Source organism: uncultured Roseobacter sp. (assembly GCF_947499265.1).
Classification (GTDB): domain Bacteria; phylum Pseudomonadota; class Alphaproteobacteria; order Rhodobacterales; family Rhodobacteraceae; genus Roseobacter.
In genome coordinates this window covers 931363-954915 of record NZ_CANMNK010000001.1, presented here as the reverse complement: position 1 = coordinate 954915, position 23553 = coordinate 931363, and the positions used below count along the sequence as shown (strand labels likewise).

Annotated in this window: 28 protein-coding genes; 15 read left to right on the top strand and 13 right to left on the bottom strand. The window is 58.6% G+C overall.

What is annotated here, in order from left to right:
• Positions 1-56: 56 nt before the first annotated feature.
• Positions 57-368: an ETC complex I subunit gene (locus Q1A63_RS04550; RefSeq protein WP_298969539.1), complete on the bottom strand. Its 312-nt coding sequence runs from the start codon at positions 366-368 to the stop codon at positions 57-59.
• Between the two features lie 198 nt (positions 369-566).
• Between Q1A63_RS04550 and radC the strand changes: the two genes are divergently transcribed.
• From radC to Q1A63_RS04525, 5 genes are all read left to right on the top strand, one after another.
• Complete coding sequence (radC, locus tag Q1A63_RS04545; RefSeq protein ID WP_299630821.1) at positions 567-1361, top strand: DNA repair protein RadC; 795 nt, start codon at positions 567-569, stop codon at positions 1359-1361.
• A gap of 90 nt (positions 1362-1451) precedes the next feature.
• Positions 1452-2180, top strand: a complete 729-nt coding sequence (locus Q1A63_RS04540; RefSeq protein ID WP_298969537.1) for a VWA domain-containing protein — start codon at positions 1452-1454, stop codon at positions 2178-2180.
• A gap of 81 nt (positions 2181-2261) precedes the next feature.
• The gene (uvrB, locus tag Q1A63_RS04535; RefSeq protein WP_298969536.1) at positions 2262-4469 is read left to right on the top strand and encodes an excinuclease ABC subunit UvrB; all 2208 of its coding nucleotides are present in this window, start codon (positions 2262-2264) and stop codon (positions 4467-4469) included.
• Between the two features lie 6 nt (positions 4470-4475).
• Complete coding sequence (locus Q1A63_RS04530) at positions 4476-5084, top strand: restriction endonuclease (RefSeq protein ID WP_298969535.1); 609 nt, start codon at positions 4476-4478, stop codon at positions 5082-5084.
• A gap of 166 nt (positions 5085-5250) precedes the next feature.
• On the top strand, positions 5251-5589 hold the full coding sequence (locus tag Q1A63_RS04525) for an EamA family transporter (RefSeq protein ID WP_298969534.1): 339 nt from the start codon (positions 5251-5253) through the stop codon (positions 5587-5589).
• Here Q1A63_RS04525 and Q1A63_RS04520 read toward each other — a convergent pair.
• Entirely contained in the window at positions 5586-5822 is a 237-nt protein-coding gene (locus tag Q1A63_RS04520) for a zf-TFIIB domain-containing protein (RefSeq protein ID WP_298969533.1), read from the bottom strand. The genes Q1A63_RS04525 and Q1A63_RS04520 overlap by 4 nt on opposite strands.
• 152 nt (positions 5823-5974) lie before the next feature.
• On the opposite strand from Q1A63_RS04520, the gene Q1A63_RS04515 reads away from it, so the two are divergent.
• Both Q1A63_RS04515 and Q1A63_RS04510 read left to right on the top strand, forming a co-directional pair.
• Positions 5975-6385: a hypothetical protein gene (locus tag Q1A63_RS04515; protein ID WP_298969532.1), complete on the top strand. Its 411-nt coding sequence runs from the start codon at positions 5975-5977 to the stop codon at positions 6383-6385.
• A 197-nt stretch (positions 6386-6582) separates the two neighbouring features.
• On the top strand, positions 6583-7254 hold the full coding sequence (locus Q1A63_RS04510; protein WP_298969531.1) for a hypothetical protein: 672 nt from the start codon (positions 6583-6585) through the stop codon (positions 7252-7254).
• A gap of 39 nt (positions 7255-7293) precedes the next feature.
• On the opposite strand, the gene Q1A63_RS04505 is transcribed toward Q1A63_RS04510, so the two are convergent.
• From Q1A63_RS04505 to Q1A63_RS04495, 3 genes are all read right to left on the bottom strand, one after another.
• Positions 7294-9051 carry a glycosyl hydrolase family 28-related protein gene (locus Q1A63_RS04505; protein ID WP_298969530.1) on the bottom strand — a complete coding sequence of 586 codons (1758 nt, stop codon included), beginning with the start codon at positions 9049-9051 and terminating at the stop codon, positions 7294-7296.
• Positions 9052-9129: 78 nt separating this feature from the next.
• The gene (locus tag Q1A63_RS04500; RefSeq protein WP_299630816.1) at positions 9130-9531 is read right to left on the bottom strand and encodes a DUF4864 domain-containing protein; all 402 of its coding nucleotides are present in this window, start codon (positions 9529-9531) and stop codon (positions 9130-9132) included.
• Positions 9532-9599: 68 nt separating this feature from the next.
• Entirely contained in the window at positions 9600-11174 is a 1575-nt protein-coding gene (locus Q1A63_RS04495) for a lysine--tRNA ligase (RefSeq protein ID WP_299630814.1), read from the bottom strand.
• A 172-nt stretch (positions 11175-11346) separates the two neighbouring features.
• On the opposite strand from Q1A63_RS04495, the gene Q1A63_RS04490 reads away from it, so the two are divergent.
• Together Q1A63_RS04490 and Q1A63_RS04485 are read left to right on the top strand one after the other, a co-directional pair.
• On the top strand, positions 11347-11715 hold the full coding sequence (locus Q1A63_RS04490) for a tellurite resistance TerB family protein (protein WP_298969591.1): 369 nt from the start codon (positions 11347-11349) through the stop codon (positions 11713-11715).
• A gap of 85 nt (positions 11716-11800) precedes the next feature.
• Positions 11801-12868, top strand: a complete 1068-nt coding sequence (locus Q1A63_RS04485; RefSeq protein WP_298969527.1) for a hypothetical protein — start codon at positions 11801-11803, stop codon at positions 12866-12868.
• Positions 12869-12911: 43 nt separating this feature from the next.
• On the opposite strand, the gene dacB is transcribed toward Q1A63_RS04485, so the two are convergent.
• Positions 12912-14357 carry a D-alanyl-D-alanine carboxypeptidase/D-alanyl-D-alanine-endopeptidase gene (gene dacB / locus Q1A63_RS04480; RefSeq protein WP_298969526.1) on the bottom strand — a complete coding sequence of 482 codons (1446 nt, stop codon included), beginning with the start codon at positions 14355-14357 and terminating at the stop codon, positions 12912-12914.
• Positions 14358-14487: 130 nt separating this feature from the next.
• The gene (locus tag Q1A63_RS04475; RefSeq protein WP_298969590.1) at positions 14488-15090 is read right to left on the bottom strand and encodes a nicotinate-nucleotide adenylyltransferase; all 603 of its coding nucleotides are present in this window, start codon (positions 15088-15090) and stop codon (positions 14488-14490) included.
• A 335-nt stretch (positions 15091-15425) separates the two neighbouring features.
• Between Q1A63_RS04475 and ettA the strand changes: the two genes are divergently transcribed.
• Entirely contained in the window at positions 15426-17081 is a 1656-nt protein-coding gene (gene ettA / locus Q1A63_RS04470; RefSeq protein ID WP_299503356.1) for an energy-dependent translational throttle protein EttA, read from the top strand.
• A gap of 138 nt (positions 17082-17219) precedes the next feature.
• On the opposite strand, the gene Q1A63_RS04465 is transcribed toward ettA, so the two are convergent.
• Positions 17220-18092, bottom strand: coding sequence for a hypothetical protein (locus Q1A63_RS04465; protein ID WP_299630811.1), 873 nt, complete (start codon positions 18090-18092; stop codon positions 17220-17222).
• A 305-nt stretch (positions 18093-18397) separates the two neighbouring features.
• Here Q1A63_RS04465 and cutA point away from each other — a divergent pair, with 305 nt between their 5' ends.
• Positions 18398-18718 (top strand): divalent-cation tolerance protein CutA, encoded by a 321-nt coding sequence (gene cutA, locus Q1A63_RS04460; protein WP_299630809.1) that lies wholly within the window; start codon positions 18398-18400, stop codon positions 18716-18718.
• A gap of 7 nt (positions 18719-18725) precedes the next feature.
• On the opposite strand, the gene Q1A63_RS04455 is transcribed toward cutA, so the two are convergent.
• Positions 18726-19043, bottom strand: a complete 318-nt coding sequence (locus Q1A63_RS04455; RefSeq protein ID WP_298969522.1) for a YgjV family protein — start codon at positions 19041-19043, stop codon at positions 18726-18728.
• Between the two features lie 134 nt (positions 19044-19177).
• Positions 19178-19657, bottom strand: coding sequence for a DUF2938 domain-containing protein (locus Q1A63_RS04450; protein ID WP_299630807.1), 480 nt, complete (start codon positions 19655-19657; stop codon positions 19178-19180).
• Between the two features lie 255 nt (positions 19658-19912).
• On the opposite strand from Q1A63_RS04450, the gene Q1A63_RS04445 reads away from it, so the two are divergent.
• The gene (locus tag Q1A63_RS04445) at positions 19913-20152 is read left to right on the top strand and encodes a DUF465 domain-containing protein (protein ID WP_299402206.1); all 240 of its coding nucleotides are present in this window, start codon (positions 19913-19915) and stop codon (positions 20150-20152) included.
• A 341-nt stretch (positions 20153-20493) separates the two neighbouring features.
• Here the strand turns inward: Q1A63_RS04445 and Q1A63_RS04440 are convergent, their stop codons facing one another.
• Complete coding sequence (locus tag Q1A63_RS04440) at positions 20494-20754, bottom strand: hypothetical protein (RefSeq protein ID WP_299630805.1); 261 nt, start codon at positions 20752-20754, stop codon at positions 20494-20496.
• Between Q1A63_RS04440 and Q1A63_RS04435 the strand changes: the two genes are divergently transcribed.
• The 3 genes from Q1A63_RS04435 (at position 20753) to Q1A63_RS04425 (ending at position 21975) form a co-directional block, all read left to right on the top strand.
• Positions 20753-21139: a histidine phosphatase family protein gene (locus Q1A63_RS04435; protein ID WP_299630848.1), complete on the top strand. Its 387-nt coding sequence runs from the start codon at positions 20753-20755 to the stop codon at positions 21137-21139. The genes Q1A63_RS04440 and Q1A63_RS04435 overlap by 2 nt on opposite strands.
• Before the next feature lie 54 nt (positions 21140-21193).
• Entirely contained in the window at positions 21194-21520 is a 327-nt protein-coding gene (locus Q1A63_RS04430; protein WP_299630802.1) for a hypothetical protein, read from the top strand.
• A 248-nt stretch (positions 21521-21768) separates the two neighbouring features.
• Positions 21769-21975, top strand: coding sequence for a cold-shock protein (locus tag Q1A63_RS04425; protein ID WP_007117950.1), 207 nt, complete (start codon positions 21769-21771; stop codon positions 21973-21975).
• An 87-nt stretch (positions 21976-22062) separates the two neighbouring features.
• On the opposite strand, the gene Q1A63_RS04420 is transcribed toward Q1A63_RS04425, so the two are convergent.
• Together Q1A63_RS04420 and Q1A63_RS04415 are read right to left on the bottom strand one after the other, a co-directional pair.
• The gene (locus Q1A63_RS04420) at positions 22063-22326 is read right to left on the bottom strand and encodes a hypothetical protein (RefSeq protein ID WP_298969518.1); all 264 of its coding nucleotides are present in this window, start codon (positions 22324-22326) and stop codon (positions 22063-22065) included.
• Between the two features lie 225 nt (positions 22327-22551).
• Complete coding sequence (locus Q1A63_RS04415; RefSeq protein ID WP_299630846.1) at positions 22552-23532, bottom strand: ABC transporter substrate-binding protein; 981 nt, start codon at positions 23530-23532, stop codon at positions 22552-22554.
• Between the last annotated feature and the right edge of the window lie 21 nt (positions 23533-23553).

Here is a 23553-nt window from a genome sequence, read left to right as displayed (position 1 = left end):
TCTTTGCGGGATCTTTTACCGGTTTCCGAGCCAACTTTGCGCCGATTTAAGAGGCATCAATGCGTCCAGGCGCCGCGCCGTCCTGTCGCGAAATTCTCGCCATAGCCACCAGGGCGGATATTCGGGCGTCGCTTCTTGGGGTCCTGCACCTGCGCATCGATGTGCTTTTCGCGCGCGTATTCGAGGGCGGCTTCCTTGGTATCGAACCTTAGCCGTACCTGGCTTTGCGTGTCGGTGGATGACGTCCACCCCATCAGCGGATCTACCTCACGCGATGACGCCGGCGCGAATTCCAGCACCCATCCATGCGTCTTGGCTGTGCCGGACTGCATCGCGGTCTTGGCAGGCTGATAAATGCGTGCGCGCATAAGGGGTGCTCCTAACTTGGCTTTGGTCATTATATCGGTGAATTATGCCGCTGGAACAAGATACCTTTTGCGAAACGCGCGTCGATTAAGCCGCAGTTTAAGAAAATCTTTTCCAAAATTGCTCCGATTAAGATTTCGCTAACCTTGATTTTCCAACATTCGACTCAGTTGAACGCAATCAGAGTAATGGGTGCCGATATGAAACACGGCTTTTCGGAAGCCGCGCTGCGCGGGTTGGAAGAACTGGAACGTCGTATTCCCAGCGGGGTCGAAACCCGACCGCTGGCTGCTGGGGAATACGCTGGGCATGGGGGCGGTCCGTCGCCTCATTATATCGGACATCGTCAACGGTTGCGAACGCGGTTCCTGACCGGTGGCCATGCGCCGATGCCAGAATATGAGTTGCTTGAATTGCTGCTCTTCAATGCCATCGAGCGGATCGATGTGAAGCCCCTCGCCAAGAAGCTGCTGGCTACCTTCGGCGATCTCAACGGGGTGATTGCCGCCTCCGAGCATCGGTTGCTTCAGGTGCGCGGCACGACCAAAAAAGTCTACCTGCAACTGAAAATGGTCGAAGCTTTCGCCCACAGGATGGCGCAGGCAAAGGTGCTGGAACGCTGTGCGCTATCCGGCTGGGATGATCTGATCACCTATTGTCGCACGACCATGGCGCATCGCGACACGGAGCAATTCCGCATTCTGTTCCTCGACAACAAAAACGTGGTCATCGGGGATGAAGAGCAGGCGCGCGGCACCGTCAATCACGTGCCGGTCTATCCACGCGAGGTGGTCAAGCGGGCGCTGGAACTCAATGCCTCAGCCCTCATCTTGGTGCACAACCATCCCTCGGGTGACCCTTCCCCCAGCGAAGCCGATGTCACCATGACCGATAGTATTGTCATCGCCTGCCAGGCGATCGATGTGCGGGTGCACGACCATGTGATCATCGGCAAGAAGGAAGAGACCTCATTTCGGACGCTCGGATTACTGTGATCGCCTGACACAGCCGTGTTTGCCGAAGTATTGACAGGGCAGCCTCTACCCTGTGAGGGTGGCGCATCTTTTCAAGGAAAGGCACCGCCCATGCGCTTGCTCTTACGCGCCCTCTCGACACTTGCCGCTGCGTTGATGCCAGCGGCGCTGCCCGCCTCCCAGAGCTGCACCGAGGATGCGATGATCGTCTTTGATGGTTCTGGCTCCATGTCGGAAATGGGGTTCAACCTGCTGGACGAGCCGCGCATCTTTGAAGCGCGCCGCGCGATACACGACAGTATTCCGCAGGTCGCCTCCGTGCGCCGTTTGGGTTTGGTGATCTACGGGCCCGGTCAGACCGCGTCCTGTGGCAATATCGACCTGCGGTTTGGCCCGCGCACGCAAGCCGCCGGGCCGATCATCGACGCAGTGGACCGCTTGCAGCCAGCCGGAGAGACACCGCTCACCGATGCCGTGGCGCGAGCCGCGAATGTGCTTGAGTACAGATCGCGCCCCGGTGTGATCGTGCTGCTGACCGATGGCAAGGAGACCTGCGATGGCCAGCCTTGCGCGCTGGCAGCCACGCTCGCCGCAGATGCGCATGACCTGACGGTACATGTGATCGGGTTCAAGGTGCGGGACGATCATTTCGGATGGGACAATCCGCAAGACGAAGGGTACGAGCGACGCGCCACAGTTGCCCGTTGCCTTGCCGACCGGACAGGCGGCACCTATGCCTCTGCCGAGACCTTGGACGAACTGACCGATGCGCTCACCCGCACGCTGGGGTGCCAGTTGATTGGTCACCGGATGACCCGCACGGGCCGCCTGCCCAGCTGACAGTTTCTGTCATGAGGGGGAGTGGCCCCCTTGAACCCCGCGCGTTTCGTGACACTTTGGAGATAACTCCAAGGAGCGCTTATGCCCTACGCCCAAACCGATTCTTCCGAAGCCCCCGCGATCATGGCCAATCCCGCGCCGGATGTACGCAGCCGTCCCAAGCTTGAAGGCGGCAAGCAGTTCATGCTGGCCACCGAGTTCGAGCCCGCAGGCGACCAACCCACAGCGATCAAGGAACTCTCCGAGGGCGTGGTGTCCGGCGAGCGCGATCAGGTCCTGCTAGGCGCCACCGGCACCGGCAAGACCTTCACCATGGCCAAGGTCATCGAAGAGACCCAGCGCCCCGCGATCATCCTCGCACCCAACAAGACGCTGGCGGCCCAGCTTTACGGCGAGTTCAAAGGGTTCTTTCCGGACAACGCGGTCGAATACTTTGTCAGCTACTACGACTACTACCAGCCCGAAGCCTATGTGGCGCGGTCCGACACCTACATCGAGAAAGAGAGCCAGATCAACGAACAGATCGACAGGATGCGTCACTCCGCCACCCGCGCGCTTTTGGAACGGGACGATGTGATCATCGTGGCGTCGGTCTCCTGCATCTACGGTATTGGCTCGGTGGAAACCTATGGCGCGATGACGCAGGACCTCAAAACCGGTTCGATGTACGACCAGCGGCAGGTCATGGCTGACCTCGTGGCCCAGCAATACCGCCGCAACGATCAGGCGTTTCAGCGTGGGTCGTTCCGCGTGCGCGGCGATAGTCTGGAAATCTTCCCCGCCCACCTCGAGGACCGTGCGTGGAAGTTGTCTTTTTTCGGCGAAGAATTGGAATCTATCACCGAATTCGACCCCCTCACCGGTGAAAAAACCGACACTTTCGATCAGATCCGCGTTTATGCCAACAGCCACTATGTGACGCCGAAACCCACGATGCAGCAGGCGATCATCGGCATCAAGAAAGAGCTGAAAATCAGGCTCGACCAACTGGTGAACGACGGCAAGTTGCTCGAAGCGCAGCGGCTGGAGCAGCGCACGAATTTCGATCTGGAGATGCTGGAGGCCACGGGCGTCTGCAACGGGATCGAGAACTACTCGCGCTACCTGACGGGCCGCGCGCCGGGCGAGCCGCCCCCCACGCTGTTCGAGTTCATTCCCGATCACGCGATTGTCTTCGCCGACGAATCCCACGTCTCCGTCCCGCAGATCGGCGGCATGTACAAGGGCGACTATCGGCGCAAGTTCACCCTGGCCGAGCACGGCTTTCGCCTGCCGTCGTGCATGGACAACCGTCCGCTTAAGTTCGAGGAATGGGACGCGATGCGCCCGCAGTCCGTCTTCGTTTCCGCCACGCCAGCGTCCTGGGAGATCGAACAGACGGGCGGTGTCTTCACCGAGCAGGTGATCCGTCCCACGGGCCTGCTGGACCCGGAGGTGGAAATCCGCCCCGTCGAGATGCAGGTGGATGATCTGCTCGACGAGGTGCGCAAGGTCGCTGCCGACGGCTACCGCACGCTCTGCACCACGCTGACTAAACGCATGGCCGAGGACCTCACCGAATACCTGCACGAACAGGGCATCCGCGTGCGCTACATGCACTCCGACATCGACACCATCGAACGCATCGAAATTCTGCGCGACCTGCGCCTCGGCGCCTTTGACGTGCTCGTCGGCATCAACCTGCTGCGCGAGGGCCTCGACATTCCCGAATGCGGGCTGGTGGCGATCCTCGACGCGGATAAGGAAGGCTTCCTGCGCTCCGAAACCTCGCTAATCCAGACCATTGGCCGCGCCGCGCGCAACGCCGAGGGTCGGGTGATCATGTACGCCGACCGCATTACCGGTTCGATGGAACGCGCGCTGGCCGAAACCGACCGCCGCCGCGCCAAACAGATCGCCTATAACGAGCAACACGGGATCACGCCTGCCACGGTCAAAAAGAACGTCGAAGACATCCTCGCCGGGCTCTACAAGGGCGACACGGATCAATCCCGCGTCACGGCCAAGGTCGACAATCCGCTGGCGGGCGGCAATCTGCAGGCCGTTCTGGACGGGCTGCGCAGCGACATGCGCAAGGCCGCCGAAAACCTCGAATTCGAAGAGGCCGCCCGCCTACGCGACGAGGTCAAACGGCTTGAGTCGGTCGATCTGGCCATCGCCGACGATCCTATGGCCCGGCAATACGCAGTGGAGAAGGCGGTCGACGATGCGCAGAAGGCCTCAGGCCGCAGCACGATGGGCCGCGGCGGTATGCGCGGTGGGGTGAAGCGGAAACGGAAGGGGCGGTAGATTCTTATGCCAGGACTGAGTATTTCCAACCTAGGACTTGGGCTTTCCAGCTCACCTGTAACATCTCCTGTTAAGCCCAAAATCGATGAGTTTTCGCACGAGCTCGTCCTACCAACTGAAATTCTTGAGCTCTCTGAGAAGGTCGAGCAAGGCGACCTAATCAGATCGCTTTCTTTTCCTTGGTTGGAGATATTCAAACAGCTCGAACAGAATCCCAAACTGCTGCACGACTTTTCAAAATATCCTAGGCGCTTCGAAGAGTTTATCGCCGCAAGCTACGAGAAGGACGGCTTCTCTGTGACCCTTACCTCACAGTCAGCGGACGGCGGAATGGATGTAATCGCCGAAAAATCCGGCTTTGGCGCGTTGCGCATTATCGATCAATGCAAGGCGTTCAAAAGAGGGCGCAGAGTAAGCCCAAATGATGTACGCGCGATGATGGGAACCCTTACAAGGGAAAGAAACGCCTCAAAAGCAGTGATAACCACAACTTCATTCTTTGCTCCTTCTGTAGCGTCTGAATGGGAACACTACATGCCGAACCGCTTAGAACTCAGAGACCGTGAAGGTCTTCTCGCATGGCTGCAGCAGCTGAAGGACTCACCAGACGAATGACGCGGAGAGCCCGACCCTAAGGGGAGGGTCGGGCGCTGCCGTGCGGAGCACGGCTGGTCTCCTCGGAGTGCTGCGCGACCAGAATTCGGCCAGAGATGCGCGGCGCAGGGTTTTGTGCTACACTCTCGGCATTTCAAACCAAACCCTTTTCAAACCGCGAGCTTTTATGACCCAATTTGCCTTTGGCTATGCCTTCGCCCTGTTCACCGCGCTCATTGTCATCATCGGCGATTTCGCCATCAAGACCGCTGCCGACGCGGGCCACACGATCACCTCGACATACGTCTTCCTCGGCGTGGCCCTCTATGGCGTCTCGGCACTCTTCTGGTTTTACGCCATGCAGCACGTCACGCTGGCACAGGCAGGCGTGGCCTATTCGATGCTGACGCTCATCGCGCTCGCGATCATCGGCGCGGTCTGGTTCGGCGAGACGCTGCACACGCGGGAATATGCCGGTCTTGCCTGCGCATTGCTGTCGATGGTGCTGATGAGCCGTATCGCCTAGAAGTCAAAGATATCCTCAAGGAACCCGCCGCGCTTTTTCTTGCGGTATCCGCCCCGGTCCTCATAACCGCGCTGTTGCGGCGGGGGCGGCGGCGGTGCGGAGGCGCTGCGATCAATGATCTTGTCCAGCTCTCCCCGGTCGAGCCAAACGCCCCGGCAGTCTGGGCAATAGTCGATCTCGACCCCACTGCGGTCGGTGATCACCAGCGTCGTTCCGTCTACGGGGCATTTCATGCGTGTCTCTCCTGCAAGGTTAAACGTTCCCCTTGATGTAGGATCGCGCAACTCAGTTTTCATCCCTCAGATGGTGCGAAACAGCCCGGACGGCGGAGGCTGGCCAAAGCCAGGTTTTGATCTAACTTTGCCCCATGCATCGTTTCTTGTTTATGGCCCTCTGTTTCGCAAATGCCGCCGAAGCTTGGGAATTCACCGCCGGACTGCCCTGCCGGCTGACGCATGAAACTGAAGACGTCGCGGTGGAACTCACCTATGACCCGACGCAACCGCTTTATACCATCGCCCTGACGCGGCGCGACGGCTGGGTGAACGCGCCGCTATTTGCGATGCAGTTCGAAGGGGGGAAAGCACTGGCCATCTCGACCGACAGGCACGTATTGGACGAGGGAGACACACGTCTCACCGTGACAGACCGTGGCTTTGGCAACGTGCTCAACGGGTTGCAATTCAATCAACGGGCGCGCGTGGTCCTGGGGAATACCTCAATCGACATTCCGCTTGCCGGGGCCGCAGAACCGGTTGACCGCTTTCGTCGGTGCGAGGTCTCTGCGGGCGCTTGAATGGCAGAAGATCAGGCGCATTAACCAATTTCGAGCACGTGCCACCTGTAAAGCTTCCCAGCGGGAAACGCACCGTAACACACTGATAAAGAATGGATTTGAAAGCAGGTTGCGCAAAAGACACATGCGCCACACCCGGCACAACACGTAACCAATTGTTAACTTTCATTAACCATGATGCCGGTCGGGAGATTGGTATGATGCGTCCTGTAGCGCTTGCCATTTTAGTATTGTTGGCGGGCGTGCAGATGGCACAGGCCGGGCCATGGCTACGCGAGCAGGGCAAGGGGTTTCTTGCAGGATCCGGGAACGTGACCCAAGCCAAGGACACCTCGGGCAGCATTTATCTGGAATATGGGCTGCGCGACAATATCACTATTGGCGCCGATCTCTTTTATGGCATCGACCGTACGCTGCAACAATCCGGCTCTGGCATCCTCTTTGCGCGATTTCCGCTGAGCGCGCCGGACGCCACCCATAAATGGGCGTGGCATCTGGGGATCGGTGCGCGGTCACAAAACACGGTTATCGCCCCCGCCGTGGAGGCCGGACTGTCATGGGGGCGCGGGATCAAAGTGGGCGAGCGCTATGGCTGGGCAGTGGTCGACAGCAGCATCAACGTACCCGGCTCCACGCTTGAGACGCGTATCAAACTCGACGGCACCATCGGGTTGGGGTTCAACGATCACCTGAAGGGCATGATGCAGGTCTTTTTGACCTATCAGGAGGGCGCGCTTTTTAGCAAAGTGGCCCCTTCCCTGCTGATCCAGCCCGGCAAAGGGAAATACACCATCCAGATCGGCGCAGAAATCCCGACAAATGGCGATGGCGATACCGAACTCAAAATTGGTCTCTGGCGCGATTTTTGATCACGCGTATCTGTCCTATGGTGATGTCCAATCGTCGTTTCAGCGCGCGCTCTCCGTATTGCCGGACACTGCCAGCGCCGATGCGTAGTGAACCTCATCGCCCGGTGTTTGTCTGAGATGGCAATTCTCAAAATGGTTCCCCTGCACCACACCCGATGTATCCGGCCGGGTCAGAAGCAGCCCCGCGCCGCTCTTTGCGATGCCCGCAGGCTGGGCAATACGGTTGCCAGTTACGATCACCTTTGATCCATGAATCACGCCCCAGGGCTGCGCACCATATCCGGTGCAATTCTGCACGCGCGCGCCATCGCCATTCACATTGAAACCAGTAATTATACACCCCTTGCCGCTGCGGGTCACGATGTCCGTCCGATCCAGAACCAAATTGGTGCAGCCCTGACCGGGTGATGTGAGGCCACGCTCCCTTGGTTCAGCAATTGCACAGTCTTTCATCTGAAAATTCCTGCCCGAGGCCGCCAAGAGGACCCCATTGGTATGGGCCTCGCACTGGAATTCAACATCAGACAATGTCAGATCGTTCAGACGTTCGACTTTACTGAAATCCAATAGGTACTTTGAGCGGCGAAACGTGATCATATGCGCGCCGCTTTCAAGGGGAAGCGGCCCGCTCAACGTCAACTGCTGTGCTGCAGTGTCGCGCGCGGCAACGAAGATTTCATGATCAGACCCTTCCGTCTCGACCAACGCGCCAACGGAAATCCTGGAAAGGTTTTCGACACCGGTCAACGAGGTAGGTTGATCTTTGTCATATGTAGCGGACGACAGGATCCGCTCATCCTCCCAAGCGGGGCTTGCTTGCGCGACCAAAACACCATTGTGCAAAACGCGGCGCGAGGACGCGACCGGCAACTCCACCACAGCTCTCGGGCAAATCGGCGCATATAAAGCCACACGACGCCCGCAAAGATCGAAAGCGCGGGGTGCGTCTGCGGTCATAAGCGCCTGAATTCCCTTGCGCAACCCAAGCTCTGCGTTGCCGAAGGCATCAGCGTAATGCGCAAGGTCGAACCCACGGCATATCAACAGCACCGCATCGTCCGGCATCGTGACGGTGCCTTCGAAATGAACCGGGCCGGGCAGCGTCACATGCCTGGTCAATAGAAACTGTCCGCGAGACACCAGCAACTGACGCCCCTGCGCCGCCGCTATCGCCGTTTCAAAAGCCGCCGTGTCGTCGGTTTCACCATCACCCACAGCGCCATAATCCCGCACGTCGACAACCGACAGGATATCTCGCAGGAAAATGTCGGTCACATCCTCAATGCGGATACTCTCGATCCGGAGAACCCCACCATTTGGCCCGGCAAAATCCAGACCGAAATGTCCGTAAAGCGCCTCTCGACCCCAAACCATGTCGACCCCAATACGCGCGCCCGCACCGACGATCGCGGAGACCTCGACCACCCCGTCACCCTCGGCGATCGCAGTGGCAGGGCCCGCTGTCACGATACCTTTGATCTGCACGCCGCCCCGTCCACCGGCAAATCCTGCAACGCGCACGGTAGGCAGTGGACCTTTCACAGCCTTGATCCGGGCCGAGACCCGCAAGTAACACCCGGGCAACACAGGTGTTTCCCCCATATAGCGGAGGGTTTGGATATTCTTGGTTTTGGTCAATTCCAGGCAGGTCCCAAAATCGGGATCGTCCGAAATGATCCTGCCACTGGTCTCATACGTCTGCGACCCCGGCGTGCCATCTCCCTGCGAAAAGGCACCAATTGCCTGCGCAAAGGGCGGTGGCATCAACTGCGCGCCATCCGTGATTGCCTTGTTCATAATCTTTCCCTTCACAGCGCTGCGCCAATCGCAGACCTATCTGTGAAGGGTTAAATGCGGCTCACACCACCGTGACGGTCATGCGCTGAAATCAGAACTGTCGAGGATCTGCACACCGTTGATGCGCCATCCCGCATCGGTCTCCAGCATGCGATAATCCAGGATGTGCACGCGACCGGACTGATCGGTGATCATGACCTTTTGCCAATATGTTCCGCCCTGCTCACGGATCTCCAGATAACGCACTTCGCCCGGTCGCCAGACCATCGGATAGCCTTGGGTCACCATGCGCTGGAAGTTTTCGGGCGTCTGGAACAACCGCTGCAGGTTCGGGCTGGCGAACTCGAATGCGGCCCCGAAATCGTCGATCTGGAACGCCTGAAGCTGGCTATCAATCGTGGCTTGAATATCAGCTTCCTGCGCCCGAAGCGCGTTCCCCAACCCCAGCCAGATCAGCAGTGCAAAAATCACGTTGCGCATCGCGCGCCTCCTCTTTGTGTGAACAAAGGGTAAGGCGCGCGCGCATATGGGCAAGTGGTGCGGTTGGCTCAGGCCAAGTCGCCCGCGAGCGCCTGATCGATGAGTGCCACGGTTTCCTGCACGCCGTAGAGCGCAATGAACCCACCAAAACGCGGCCCTTGGCTTGCCCCCAACAGCACTTCGTAGAGCGCAGTGAACCAGCCACGCAGGGGGTCAAACCGGTTGCGCCCGCACGCATAAACGATGGACTGCAACGCTTCGTCCTCGACCGGACCCTCATAGGCCTTGAGCTGATCACGCAGATCGATGAGCGCTGCACGCTCCTGATCCGTCGCCAACCGGTACGTCTTTTTCGGCTTTACGAAGTCATTGTAATACCGCACGGCAAAGCCAGCCGCCGCATCCATGTCAGGATTGTTTTCGGCATTGGTTTCAGGCGCATAGCGTTGAATGAACCCCCAAAGCTGTGACTTGTCTTCGGCCGCCGAAACACTCGCCAGGTTGAGCAGCATAGAGAAGGGCACCAGCATATTTGACTTTGGCACCTCCCCGGAATGGATATGCCAGACTGGATTGTTCAATCGTTGAACTATATCCTGCGTCTCATAGGCCCGCAGCTGTTGATGGTACTCATCCACCGCTTTGGGAATGACGTCGAAGTACATACGCTTGGCGGTTTTGGGCTTTTGATACATGAAATACGACAGGCTTTCGGTGCTGGCGTAGGTCAGCCATTGGTCGATGGAAATACCATTGCCCGAAGACTTGGAAATTTTCTGCCCGTTCTCATCCAGAAACAGCTCATAGCTGAAATGTTCCGGTTTTTTGCCGCCCAGAATCTCGCAGATCCGATCATAGATCGCCGTGTTGGTGGCATGCTCTTTGCCATACATTTCGAAATCCACATCGAGTGCCGCCCAACGCGCACCAAAATCAGGCTTCCATTGCAGTTTCACGTTGCCACCGGTGACCGGCAGCGTCCATTCGCGCCCCGTCTCGTCATCGAAGGTGATCGTGTGGTTTTCCGGGTCCACATTTTTCATCGGGACGTAAAGTACCCGCCCCGTTTCCGGGTGGATCGGCAGGAAGATCGAATAGGTTTGCTGGCGCTCTTCGCGCAAGCTCTTCAGCATAACTTTCATCACATCGTCGTAGCGTTCGACTGCACGCTTCAGGATCTCGTCAAACTGCCCGGTCTGGTAGAATTCGCGCGCGGAGTAGAATTCATAGTCGAACCCGAAGGTGTCCAGGAACCTGCGCAGCATGGCATTGTTGTGATGGCCAAAGCTTTCATGCGTGCCGAAAGGATCGGGCACGGAGGTCAGCGGCTTATGCATATGCTCGGCCAGCATTTCCTGCTGCGGCACGTTGCCGGGCACTTTGCGCATCCCGTCAAGATCGTCCGAAAAACAGATCAGGCGGGTGGGAATGTCAGATATCTGCTCGAACGCACGACGCACCATAGTGGTACGCAAAACCTCGCCAAAGGTCCCAATGTGCGGCAGGCCGGACGGGCCATATCCAGTCTCGAACAGCACATGTCCCTTCTCGGGTGGCGCTTTTTCGTACCGTTTGAGGATACGGCGCGCTTCTTCAAAGGGCCATGCTTTGCTGGTCATTGCGGCGTCGCGTATCTGAGACATGTCTCACCTGAAACTGGGATACCCGCGCCCCATGCGCCGGGTTTCGCCCGTCCCTATTGCGTTGCAGCATTGCCGTCAATAATCTGGCCCGACTGAACATAGCGAAAGAACCAACCCCGTGCCCGATGATCCCGCCCATGCCTTTTCCGCACAAGACTGCCTTGTGGCCCTGATGATCGCGGTTTCCGCCTCGGACGAGGACATCCGCACGGCCGAACTTGTGAAGATTCAGGCTGCTGTACAGATGTTGCCCATCTTTGGCGGCTATGACGAGGACCGGCTTGGGGTGATCAGCCAGACCGTTTTTGATCTTTTTGAACAGGAAGACGGGCTGGATGCGCTCTTTGGCCTCATCCGCGAAAGCCTACCCGAACGGCTGTTCGAGACGGCCTATGCGCTCGCGTGTGACGTTGCTGCCGCGGACGGCACGCTGGATGAAGCGGAACTGCGCCTGCTCGAAGAGATCCGGTATGAGCTGAACCTCGACCGGTTACATGCAGCGGCGATTGAGCGCGGCGCGCGAGCGCGACACCTGACCTGATAGCCAAGCGGCGAGCCGCAGCTTTTCATTGCGCGAAGCATGGCTGGTGTGCACTCTGAAGGGATCGCCATCAGGAGATGTCTTCGTGCCCCGTGTGCTCAGGCAACAGACGCAACAGCGTCAAACCCGACCCTCCCAAGGAACCCTGAACCGCATCGGGTCTGTCCAGCGGTCGGATATCGCGACAAACAGCCCTGCGGTTGCACATTTGTGGCATCTGCAGCATGCCGCCAACGCGATGGGCAACCCGGTTGTTCAGCGGTTCGCCTCGGATCGCCCCGCGCTTGCGGCTTACCTAAAAGAAATCTCGAAAAAACTGAACATGACAGAGGACGAACGCAGCGACATCCTCGATACCGCGCAAGACATTGGCGATCTGGGGGAATGCAAAGCCTGGCTGGATGACTGGGTAAATGCGATGCTGCGCCTGCCCAATGAGATCGAAAAAGCGCTGAGCAACTCAACGTTCATGGGTCAGTTGCGCGACGATCTGCTGAAAAGTGGCATCCGCGAAGAAGCCGTTCTCGATGATGAGATCAAGCGGTTGATCCAGTTGCTGAAAACCGTCGATCAGGCCGAAAATCAGCTCGCCAAACCCGACATCAGCAAAACCCAAAAAGGGGTGCAGACCGAAAACAAAAACACAGCGCTCTCCAGCTATAACTTTGAACTCAAAGCGATCAAATCACGGATCGCTCAGGAGGCAGAGCTGGAAAAACAGCAGCGCGCAGCCCAGCAATTGCAGCAAGCCTTCGATCAGGACAAGCAAATCCTCGAACAATGGGTGGGCAACAATGCTGGCGGCGGCACAGCCGAAGTCCTGCGCGCTGTTTTGGCGGAGCATACCCTCGGCAGTGGATCTGATGCTTCGGTGAGCAAGAAGTTCAGCGCGGCGGATATTGTCCTGGCGCATCGCAAATGGTGGACGATGTACAACGACACCAAAGATCAGACGATCGTCTTTGGCAAATTCGAAAACCCGGGAAATCAGGCCAACGTGATTTACTGGAAAGAGCGCGGCCCGCAATGGGAATGCACACGGAATTTCATCGCCTTCGTGGGCAAACACAAAAGCAACGTGCATGTCACACCAAAGGGCGGCTCGCCGAAGTCAAAAGGCAAACGCCCTACCGAGCCCGACCCCATCGGCTGAGACCTTTTGAACGCGCAACGCGGGTCGGGGCGACATGCTGCCGTCACACCCCGTAGGCGCTTCCCCATCTTGCCAGCAATTGCCGCTGCAGGCGCCGAGCGCGCGTAGCCCAAGGCCGCGCACCCTTGGGCCTTTCGCGATTGGCGCGGGTGATCGTTGCCCGAATGTCCTCGTCCGCACAAAAAATCGCGAAGACAAGTTCACGCCCTTCTGGTGTGGTGATATAGCCCGCCAGCCCGGATACGAAATTCAGCGTGCCGGTTTTGGCATCCGCCTTTACCGGATGGTCATTGGTCAACCGGCCATCTTTGTCCAGAAGGTGTACCGGTTTCAGCAGCGGGCGCAGCACGGCGTTCCGGTGTACTGCGGACAGGGCGCGCACCATGTCCTGCGCGCTGACCCGGCTGGCCCCGCCGAGCCCTGAATGATCCACGAAAGCCGGGTTCGACATGCCCAAAACCTCCATCGCCCAGAGGTTCATCTGCCGCGCGGAGGCTGCCAGCCGTGGCGCACGGGTCGCACGCTGCCGGGTGGCGGCCAGGCCGACCATCTCTGCCGTCAGATTGTTGGAGTATTTCAGCATGCCCCTCAGAATATCCCGCAGCGGCGGGCTTTTGACCGAAGCAACCGTGGTGCCATCAGGCATCTCCTCCACAAGCGCTGGCGCTTTCAGCACGATGCCATGCGATCGCGCCAGCGTGGAAAAGACATCACCCGCATAAAGGCCCGGATGACGCACCGGCAGCCAGCGCGACCCCTCTTTGCCCAAGGCCCCCTTGGCCACGGTCCATTTATCCACGGCACCGGTGTCCTCATAGGTATAAACAGGCGTCGATCGTTCAACGATCTGCATGCGCGCCATGGTCACATCGGGCCGGTAGGGGGCAGCGCGCGCATCCATTGTGACCTTGTAATCGCCCGCGCCGCGCTTCCACTCAAAATGCACCCGGTTGTAGTTCAGCGCGATGCCAGAGACCGCGGGACTATACCCAAGGTGGTCCGGCTGGTCCGGATCGATGGTCCGCAAAGGTTTCAGCGCATTTTCGAAAACCATGAATTTGCCGCGCACTTCACGTAGGCCCGCCTCTTTCAGCTGCTTTGCCAGTTCCGCCAGAGCCTTGGTATCGATGGTCGGATCGCATCCCCCCACCAAGACCAGGTCGCCGTTCAGCATGCCATTGTTGATTTCACCGACCGCGACGACGGTTGTTGTAAATCGATGTGTCGGCCCAAACGTGTCCAGCGCATAAAGCGCCGTGATCGCCTTAGTCACACTGGCCGGGGCGATGCCCATGGCCTCATTACGCGCCTCCAGTAGATCCCCGGTCGTGGCATCCGCCACGGCAAATACAATATCGCCGGTGACACGGGAGTCGCGTAGCAGCGTATTGACGGCGGTGGGCTGGCCGAGAGTTGACGCGCGCATTTTCGGGCGCAATGAAACCGCAGGCGCCCCCGCCAGAAGCGGCGTTGCGGCGGTTGCCAGCATCCCCCCAAGAAAAGCGCGGCGAGAGGATTTGGAAGAAAAACGCGTCATAACGGAAAGTAAACCTCAGCCCGGAAAGCGAAACAACCGAAAGCATAGCGCCGAATTCTGAAAATCTCGTGTATTGGCAGGCTTACGCCTGCCATCCCCCTGCAGCCCGGATCGCCGAAGACGAATGCGACACCATCGGGACGTTGACGAAACACCATGCCGGGGCCTCCGCACGACCCAGCAAGGTCGACGCGCGTCCAGCAATCCGGGAAGACGCAAAGAGTTTCGCCGCCGGGCTCATCCGTGCAGAGATCCGGTCGCCCGGGCGTGCCAAAACACCGACGGGCACCGATCGCATGATCTGCCGCCAATTCTGCCAATGATGCAGCTGCGCCAGATTGTCCGCGCCCATCAACCAGACAAACCGCACTCCGGGATATAGGGCCTGCAGTGCAGCCAGCGTCTGAGCCGTGTACCGGGTTCCGAGGTGCGCCTCGATGTCTGTCACCCGGACGCGTGGGTCCTGCATGATCGCGCGCGCGCGCGCCATGCGTTGTGCGAGAGGCGCAGGCCCATGCTTCTTGATCGGATTGCCGGGGCTGACCAGCCACCACAACCGCGTGAGCCCAAAGCGTTTCAGCGCTTCGCGAGAGATATGCACATGACCCCCATGCGCCGGATCAAAAGACCCGCCCAAAAGGCCGATGACCTCGCCCGGGCGCGCTATGGGAAAACCGTTGCGCACCATGCGCCCTTTCGTCCTGATGTCACTGGCTGCCCAGAAACGGACGCACCCGGCCAAATGTCAAGGGCGGAGCGAAGTCACTTCGAACTCATTGCCCGAAAGCGGTGAGCAAGCGGTCTGGCTCACTCAAGTCCGAAACTGGAAGGCACGGCGAAACTTGCGCGCCCTCGATCTTCGGGCGCGACTCTTCCATATGATCCACCTCTTGCTGCGATTGCGCAGCGCCCTCAAAAGGCCCGTGAGATCTTCCGCGCTGCGCATCGCGCATTGCCCCGCCGAACCCGCTTCGCTATCACTCCTCGCAACAACCTGCACAGCAAACTTCGGAGCTCCAAATGGCCGCCTATCAATACGTCTACCACATGTCCGGTGTTTCCAAGACCTACCCCGGCGGGAAGAAGTGCTTCGAAAACATCCACCTGAACTTCTTGCCGGGCGTAAAGATCGGTGTCGTGGGGGTGAACGGCGCGGGTAAATCCACGCTGATGAAAATCATGGCCGGGCTCGACACGGAATTTCAGGGCGAGGCCTGGCATGCCGAAGGCGCGACCGTCGGCTATCTGCCACAGGAGCCCAAGCTCGACGAAAACCTGACCGTGCGCGAAAACGTGATGCTCGCCGTGGCGGATAAAAAGGCCATTCTGGATCGCTATAATGAGCTGGCGATGAACTATTCCGACGAGACCGCGGATGAGATGGCCAAGCTGCAGGATGAAATCGACGCGGACAACCTCTGGGATCTCGACAGCCAGATCGACGTCTCTATGGAGGCGCTGCGCTGCCCACCCGACGACGCCGACATCAAGACCCTCTCCGGTGGGGAGGCCCGCCGCGTTGCCTTGTGCAAACTGCTGCTCGAAGCGCCTGACATGCTGCTGCTCGATGAGCCCACCAACCACCTGGATGCCGAAACCATCGCTTGGCTGCAACAGCACCTGATCGACTATAAGGGCACCATCCTGATCGTCACCCACGACCGTTATTTCCTCGATGACATCACCGGCTGGATCCTTGAGTTGGACCGCGGCAAGGGCATCCCCTACGAAGGCAATTATTCCAGCTGGCTGGAGCAAAAGGCCAAACGGCTGGAGCAGGAAGCCCGCGAGGACAAGTCCCGTCAGAAAACCCTCGAACGCGAGCTGGAATGGATGCGGCAGGGCGCCAAGGCGCGGCAGGCCAAATCCAAGGCCCGGATCAACGCCTACAACGAGATGGCGGAGACCTCCGAGCGTGAAAAACTCTCCCGCGCCCAGATCGTCATCCCCAACGGCCCGCGTCTGGGCTCCAAGGTCATCGAAGTCACGGGGCTCGCTAAACACATGGGCGACAAGCAGTTGGTCGAAGGCCTCGACTTCTCCTTGCCCCCCGGCGGCATCGTCGGCGTGATCGGCCCCAATGGTGCCGGTAAATCCACGCTCTTCAAAATGCTCACCGGCCAGCTGGAGCCGGACGCGGGCACCATCGAATACGGCGACACGGTGGATCTGTCTTATGTGGACCAGTCGCGCGATGATCTGAACGCAGACGATAATGTCTGGGAGGCGATCACCGGCGGGGCCGAACTGATCCAACTAGGCGATGCCGAGGTGAACTCCCGGGCATACTGCTCCTCGTTCAACTTCAAGGGCGGCGACCAGCAGAAGAAGGTTGGCCTGCTCTCAGGCGGCGAACGCAACCGCGTACACATGGCGCGCCTGCTGAAATCGGGCGGCAACGTGTTGCTGCTCGACGAACCCACCAACGACCTCGACGTCGAAACCCTGCGCGCGCTCGAAGACGCCCTCGTCGATTTCGCGGGTTGCGCCGTGGTCATCAGCCACGACCGGTTTTTCCTCGATAGGATCTGCACGCACATCCTCGCGTTTGAGGGCGAGGCGCATGTGGAATGGTTCGAAGGCAACTTCGAGGATTATGAAGAGGACAAGAAGCGGCGGCTCGGCGCGGATGCGCTCGAGCCGAAGCGGTTGAAGCATAAGAAATTCGTTCGTTGACGTTGAGTTTTGCGCCAGCAAAAACTCAACGGGTGCGCGGCAGCGGGTGCAAAGCACCTGCGTGCGCACCGCTTCGCAATAAGGTGCAATCAACTCGACTCAAAAACAATTGGGGCAGGAGACTTCGCTAGATAATGGTCAGGCGCTCACATCTGTGACATAGATGCTTTTAAGTCTTCCACTGACGCTTTCATTCCGAAGCGCCTCAAAGCAAATGTCGGATTCATTAGATAGCTCTCCAGCAGCGCGGCGTCTCCCGTTCGATCGCAAACTACCTGTTACCAGGTTTATTGTTCGCAGATTCCTTATTGTTTCAGATAATTCAAACGGTATTGTCCGCCTTTCCGATGGAACAAAGATACGCCCTTTGAAAGTGTTGGTGTTATAGCTAGAGATATTGCCCCAATACTCGCTGAAGTCCTCAGACGTAATAGTGCGATCAATGTATTCGAAGGTGTCGGGCGAAAAATAGCCATCCATTGTGCCAGATCGATCCCCGACCTTGAAGTCGATCTGCGCCACGTTAGCACTTTGGGACTTTACCAAGGGGCGGTGGATAGACTTCAGACCAGGTTCGACTTTCTCAATCAACGAGTCGAATCGACCTTGCGAGAGATCATCACTTACTCCGGTTCTCGGCTCCTGACGTCGGTAGCGCTTAATCTGTTCTCCAAGGGTCTCATCAAAATTCGGCTGAAAACCAAGTGACTCCTCAATGACATAGCCAACGGCAGACTTAGCAAGCCATCCAAAAGCGGTGTCAGGTGGTGCGACGCCTGCGGCTGTGACAAGTGCCAAAGCGCCAGTTCCAAGCGATAGCAAAGCCCTTGATCTCCAACTGCCTTCTTCGAATGGCACCGCATGGACCTGAAATCCTTTCGCGGCAGGAGATTGCGTCAGAACCTCACCGTTTAGAAGCAAGTGAGTTGTCAGAGATATTGTACGTTCAAACCCGACCAAGGCTTGAGCTACATCATAAAACTGTACTGCGTTTTGTTGCGATGCAGACATCCCAGTAAACCGCAGTGAAAATTCACAATCTACCAATAACTTACCCTCAATCTACGGGTTTGAGAGTATCCGTAAAAGTATCATTCTGCAATAATAGGTTGAGCGCCTACAACTAGACCGCGGGTCGGAGGCCGTCTTGCAAACTGTCCAGTGGACAGTTTGAGGCCGCAGAAGGCGACAGCCTCGGGGGAGACGCAGTCGCCCCCGCCCAAGGGGGCGGTCGGGGGCGGCGAAAACGCGGGGCGTTTCCGCAGGATGACCGAAACGCCGTTGAAGACATATGGTGCTACTGCTTAACGTAGGCCATGCAAATCATAGACATCCTCGTGAACTGCCCCGATATCGCAACCGCCGACACCATCAGCGCCGCACTGATTGAGCAGCGCCTGGTCGCCTGCTCCAACCGCTATGCCCCCGTGCAGAGCAGCTACACCTGGCAAGGCAAGCTCGAGCAGGAAGAGGAACACCCGCTCCTCCTGAAAACCCGCGCCGCGCTGGCCCAACAGGCCGAAGACGCCATCCGCGCGCTGCATCCCTATGACGTACCGCCGATCCTCCGCGTGAACATAGACGGGGCCAACGCCGACTACATCGCCTGGGTCTACGAGGTCACGCGCGACGCCTGAGGCCGCGTCAGAACTCGATCCCGGCGGAGCTGTATCGGGACACGGCCTGAATATCGCGCACGCGGTCCTGCACGTCGCGGTCCATCTGCCACGTCGCGCGGGTCGGGGCACGACCGACGCGCATACCCTTCAGGCGCATCAGGTTGATCCCGGCTAAAAGACCGCCGAGCATCAGCAACGGCACGGACCCCAGCAGCGCCGCGTACCCTAGAAACAGCCCGCTGGCGAGCAACACCATAAGGCGCAGTCGTTTCTGCGACTGGCAATAAAACGCGGCGATCAAAACCAGCGCGGCCAATATGCCAAGGCTGTCCTGCAAACTCATCTCTGCACCTTTTGGTCGGGCGCCGTTTGCCTGCGACGCCTGTTTGGCTGACCTTTTCAGCCTAGCATTTTCCCAAAGCTTAATACAGGGAAGCACGCATCGCGACGCAAAGTCCCCCTGCGCGCGCCGGGCAACTAATAAATGAATGCGCCCGCCCAGAGGCCAATCCCAAAAACCGAATGCGCGATCAGGCTCAGCGCCCGCGCTTTCCAAGGGTTCGGTGTTTTCGATGCCGCCCAGCCCAGGCCCAGCCCCGGGTGCAGCACGAACCAGCCGAACCCCACGGTCAGCACCGCGAAAATCCAGGCTGGCAGAAACGTAGGCGCCGCAAGCCAGCCCGCCCCCATGATCACGGCCAGCGCCACGCCGTAAACCAGCCCAACGGCGTAGTGAAAGACCCAGCCAAGGGCCAATTCGCTCACTACGGGGGGTGCCGCTGCGATATCGTCATGGGCAAAGCGGCCGTTCGGCATATGCGCCACCCAGCGCCCCACCATGCCCCAATTGGGCGTCGGCTGCCCCGCGAGATGCTTCAACACAAGCGCCCAAAGGTCCATCGCCACCGTTGCAACCAAACCCATCACCACCCCGGTCATCACGACACTCTCTGCCACATGTCACTCCTTCGCCTGACTACCGCAGTCCTGACACCTCTGCGCAGTCGACGCCAGAGCGGTTATGCATGGACCGATGCGTTTTCTTGCGACATCCCGCGCCGCGGTTTGGACTGGATCGTCGAAGGTGCGCCTACCGGAACGTGCCCGAAAAACTGGTGAAATTGTCAATCCGATGGCCCGTTTTGACCCACATCAATGCCGCTGCAAAGGGGCCATGCCACCGTCTGTTCGACATCACGTAAGGAGCCTGAAATGTCCCACACCCCCCATGAGCTCAGCGCAGATTTTCCGGAGCATGCTGATCGCATTCACGCCCTGCGCGAGAGCGATGCGCACTTCCGAAAGCTGGCTGACGCCTATCACGAGGCCAACCGCGCCGTGCATCGCGCGGAGACCAATCTGGAACCGACAGATTCCCTGAATGAGGCTGAGCTGCGCAAGCAACGGATGCGGATCAAGGATGAAATTGCGTCGATTCTGAACAGCGCCTGACCTCGAGCAGGCTGCCAGTCCCCACAGCTGTCCGAGCCAGCATGCCGCGCAAAAAAACGGGCCGGTACAAGACCGGCCCGAAGAGGGAAGAGGCAACGCGGGGGGAGAAAACCGCGTTGCCGGAGCTAAAGGGCAGCCCAGTCGGTGAAACGCCACTTGGAGGGACATTTCGGGCCTGGACGACGGCTGACTGGGCTGCGCCCGATTGCGCGCCAGGAAGAGGTGCGCGGAACCGGGGAGATTTCCGGGGCAATATCCCGGCGGTCTTCATAAAAATCTGTTACATAAGTCATAATCGTTACTCCACTTCCGAGGAGGTAAAATCACCCCGGCTCACAACCTCATTCAACACCAATAGCGGGGTCCGGTATGTGAAGCGGTTCACACTTGTTTAACTTTTTCGCGTTTTTTGCTGTTTTTTGATCTTCCCCGATGAGAGCAAACGCGTCGACAAGCATGGATTTGCTTGATTTTAAACGCCGGCAGCGAGACAAAGATGTTATGTTCACCCGTCGCGCCATCTTACCGCTGTTGATCGCCGCGCCGCTTGCCGGTTGCGTTGCCAGGGGAATCGCTACTTCCGCGCAGACCACCGTGATCATGCTGCGCCACGCGGACCGCATTGGGGATGCGCTCAATGATCGGGGGCGCGCACGGGCGCAAAACCTGCCCGCCGCCCTTTCAGACTATCAGATCGATGCGATCTACAGCCCGGACATTGCGCGCAACCTTGAAACTGCCGAGCCACTTTCCGCAGCTACAGGTCTGCCTGTCACCATCATTCCCAAGGAATACGCTGGCAGCAGGATGACCCGGGACCACTCGAACGGCACCGTGATATGGGTAGGCAACAAGGGCAATCTGCGCACCATCTGGGCGGAATTAACGGCACCCGGGGAGGCGCCGCAAGAATATGGCGAGATTGGTGTGATCAAGCTGAACGGCCCGGACCCCCGAACCGTTACCCGCCTCACCGTGACCCCCTGATCTCACCAACTGACCGCTTGTTGGCGCTCAATATATCGCTGCTACCCCTGCGCTTTGGCCGCGCTGCCCCTGGGTTCGGATACACATAATGACCCCGCAGCCGCCATAATTCTGCCTTCCGTTCGGACGGTACTGGAAACACGTTCCAATGGGACTGAGGAGGAAAGTGAAATGGCTATCGTTTCGACCTTGTTCGGCGGAATTTGCGGATTTGTCGCGTTCATTTGCGCGGCACTTGTCTTCGATGTCGGGATTCTCACCGCGTTAAATCTCTACGCGCTGACCGGCATTAGCATATCCGCCTGCATCATCGCATCGACTGCAATCTGGCGCCAGATATCACACCCGGCGCAGCAGTATTCCCCGACGCATTGCGCATAGACCCGAGGCCGTCCGAGACATGTCCGGATGCATGGAAGCACCGGAACCCACAGCGAAATCTGCGGAAACCCGCTCGTTCCGGTTGAAGCTTTTCCTTGTCAGAAGGGCGGTCATCTGTCATATGCCGCTTCGCATACGTTTTTCTTTTTCGACCTGCTGTCTCTTACGGACGGTCAGTCTTCGATCCAGACCGACCACGCCAGGCTATCGCAACGACGCGGATAGCATCTATATAGGAGACCACGGATATGGCCACAGGCACCGTGAAATGGTTCAACACCACAAAAGGCTTCGGCTTCATCGCACCAGACGGCGGCAGCAAGGACGTTTTCGTTCATATTTCCGCTGTTGAGCGCGCAGGCCTGACAGGTCTGGCCGACAACCAGAAAGTGACCTTCGACATCGAAGCAGGCCGTGACGGCCGTGAAAGCGCGACCAACATCGCCCTCGCATAAGCGACTTTCAAAAACACATAGAAAAACCGGCTCCAAGTGGGCCGGTTTTTTTCTGCGCCACGCGCTCGTGAAACGTGGTTGTTCCGGTCAGAGCAGAACGTGCCAGACCAGCAGGCTTGGGACCAGCATGGCAAAGAGAATGCAGAACAGCTTAGCCGCATGGCTCACCTTGCCAAAACGGCCGTCGCCCAACGCACCCTCGCCATAGCCGAGCGCCGCCGCCATCACGGCATAGCCACCCGCTTCGCGTTTGGTGTTCTCCGCTTCTATCGATGACAACGCCTGAGCGTTCACACGCGCCTGACGCTCCTTTTCTGTCAATTGGCTTTCCAGACTTTCCATATTGCTCATCGTTCCAACTACTCCCTAGGCTACGGTCAAGACATGGGGCCGATGCGTGGAAAGTCCAGAGACACGCGCTGAAAAAGGCCGATGCAACCACCGGCCTTTAGCAACAACTGGCTGACAGCCCGCCTATTGCGTTTCGGGAAATACACGGATCACCCGTGCCTCCCCTTTCGCTTTCTTCTCAAACGCGAAAACGGGGTCTGGTGTCTTAGGGTTTCCCGAAACGCTTTAGTTCAAAGCTTTGTCGGTGACCGCATGTGTCCATGCCCCTTCCGGTGCCTTTGTGATCACCGGATCGGACCCGCCCGACAGCAGCGATGCGACGGTGCGTTCATAGTCCGCCGGATCCAGCGCGCCATTGCTGCCCGCCGTCAATTTGGCGATCTCGCCCATCATACGCTTTTGATGCTCTTCGGTTTGTGCACCGCTGGCATCGTTGTCCAGCACGATCTCTGCCGCCTCATCCGGGTTTTCCTCGGCGTATTTCCAGCCCTTCATCGACGCCCGCACAAAGCGCACCATCTTGTCCTCAAACCCCGGATCCGCCAGGTTTTCTTCGAGCGCATAGAGCCCGTCTTCCAGCGTCGCCACGCCCTGCTCTTCATATTTGAAGACAGTCAGGTCATCCGGGCTCAGGCCCGCATCAATCACCTGCCAGTATTCGTTGTAGGTCATGGTCGACACACAGGCCGCTTGCCCCTGCAACAGCGGGTCCACGTTGAACCCCTGTTTCAGAACGGTCACGCCATTGTCGGACCCATCGGTGGGGATGTCCAGTTTACTCATCCAACTGAGGAAGGGAAATTCATTGCCAAAGAACCACACGCCCAGTGTTTTACCCGCGAAATCGTCCGTGCTGGTCACACCCGCATCCTTGCGACAGGTCAGCATCATGCCCGAAGACTTGAACGGCTGCGCGATATTGACCATGCCCAGCCCCTTCTCGCGTGCCGCCAGCGCCGCGGGCATCCACTCCACGGTTACATCGGCACCGCCACCCGCAAGCACCTGTGTCGGCGCGATGTCCGGCCCGCCGGGTTTGATGGTAACGTCCAGGTCTTCTTCCTCATAAAATCCCTTGTCCAACGCAACATAGTAGCCCGCAAACTGCGCCTGCGTGACCCATTTGAGCTGCAACGTCACCTCATCTGCCGCTTGCGCAGCCATCCCCCACATCCCAACGGCGACACCGGCCGCCAGTGTTTTCATCGTTTCCATGATACTCTCCTT

Bases quoted from the DNA above. Each gene is read 5' to 3' on its own strand.
- Q1A63_RS04550 (WP_298969539.1), bottom strand. From the start codon at position 368: ATGCGCGCACGCATTTATCAGCCTGCCAAGACCGCGATGCAGTCCGGC.
- radC (WP_299630821.1), top strand. From the start codon at position 567: ATGAAACACGGCTTTTCGGAAGCCGCGCTGCGCGGGTTGGAAGAACTG.
- Q1A63_RS04540 (WP_298969537.1), top strand. From the start codon at position 1,452: ATGCGCTTGCTCTTACGCGCCCTCTCGACACTTGCCGCTGCGTTGATG.
- uvrB (WP_298969536.1), top strand. From the start codon at position 2,262: ATGCCCTACGCCCAAACCGATTCTTCCGAAGCCCCCGCGATCATGGCC.
- Q1A63_RS04530 (WP_298969535.1), top strand. From the start codon at position 4,476: ATGCCAGGACTGAGTATTTCCAACCTAGGACTTGGGCTTTCCAGCTCA.
- Q1A63_RS04525 (WP_298969534.1), top strand. From the start codon at position 5,251: ATGACCCAATTTGCCTTTGGCTATGCCTTCGCCCTGTTCACCGCGCTC.
- Q1A63_RS04520 (WP_298969533.1), bottom strand. From the start codon at position 5,822: ATGAAATGCCCCGTAGACGGAACGACGCTGGTGATCACCGACCGCAGT.
- Q1A63_RS04515 (WP_298969532.1), top strand. From the start codon at position 5,975: ATGGCCCTCTGTTTCGCAAATGCCGCCGAAGCTTGGGAATTCACCGCC.
- Q1A63_RS04510 (WP_298969531.1), top strand. From the start codon at position 6,583: ATGATGCGTCCTGTAGCGCTTGCCATTTTAGTATTGTTGGCGGGCGTG.
- Q1A63_RS04505 (WP_298969530.1), bottom strand. From the start codon at position 9,051: ATGAACAAGGCAATCACGGATGGCGCGCAGTTGATGCCACCGCCCTTT.
- Q1A63_RS04500 (WP_299630816.1), bottom strand. From the start codon at position 9,531: ATGCGCAACGTGATTTTTGCACTGCTGATCTGGCTGGGGTTGGGGAAC.
- Q1A63_RS04495 (WP_299630814.1), bottom strand. From the start codon at position 11,174: ATGTCTCAGATACGCGACGCCGCAATGACCAGCAAAGCATGGCCCTTT.
- Q1A63_RS04490 (WP_298969591.1), top strand. From the start codon at position 11,347: ATGATCGCGGTTTCCGCCTCGGACGAGGACATCCGCACGGCCGAACTT.
- dacB (WP_298969526.1), bottom strand. From the start codon at position 14,357: ATGCTGGCAACCGCCGCAACGCCGCTTCTGGCGGGGGCGCCTGCGGTT.
- ettA (WP_299503356.1), top strand. From the start codon at position 15,426: ATGGCCGCCTATCAATACGTCTACCACATGTCCGGTGTTTCCAAGACC.
- Q1A63_RS04465 (WP_299630811.1), bottom strand. From the start codon at position 18,092: ATGTCTGCATCGCAACAAAACGCAGTACAGTTTTATGATGTAGCTCAA.
- cutA (WP_299630809.1), top strand. From the start codon at position 18,398: ATGCAAATCATAGACATCCTCGTGAACTGCCCCGATATCGCAACCGCC.
- Q1A63_RS04455 (WP_298969522.1), bottom strand. From the start codon at position 19,043: ATGAGTTTGCAGGACAGCCTTGGCATATTGGCCGCGCTGGTTTTGATC.
- Q1A63_RS04445 (WP_299402206.1), top strand. From the start codon at position 19,913: ATGTCCCACACCCCCCATGAGCTCAGCGCAGATTTTCCGGAGCATGCT.
- Q1A63_RS04435 (WP_299630848.1), top strand. From the start codon at position 20,753: ATGCTGCGCCACGCGGACCGCATTGGGGATGCGCTCAATGATCGGGGG.
- Q1A63_RS04440 (WP_299630805.1), bottom strand. From the start codon at position 20,754: ATGATCACGGTGGTCTGCGCGGAAGTAGCGATTCCCCTGGCAACGCAA.
- Q1A63_RS04425 (WP_007117950.1), top strand. From the start codon at position 21,769: ATGGCCACAGGCACCGTGAAATGGTTCAACACCACAAAAGGCTTCGGC.
- Q1A63_RS04420 (WP_298969518.1), bottom strand. From the start codon at position 22,326: ATGAGCAATATGGAAAGTCTGGAAAGCCAATTGACAGAAAAGGAGCGT.
- Q1A63_RS04415 (WP_299630846.1), bottom strand. From the start codon at position 23,532: ATGAAAACACTGGCGGCCGGTGTCGCCGTTGGGATGTGGGGGATGGCT.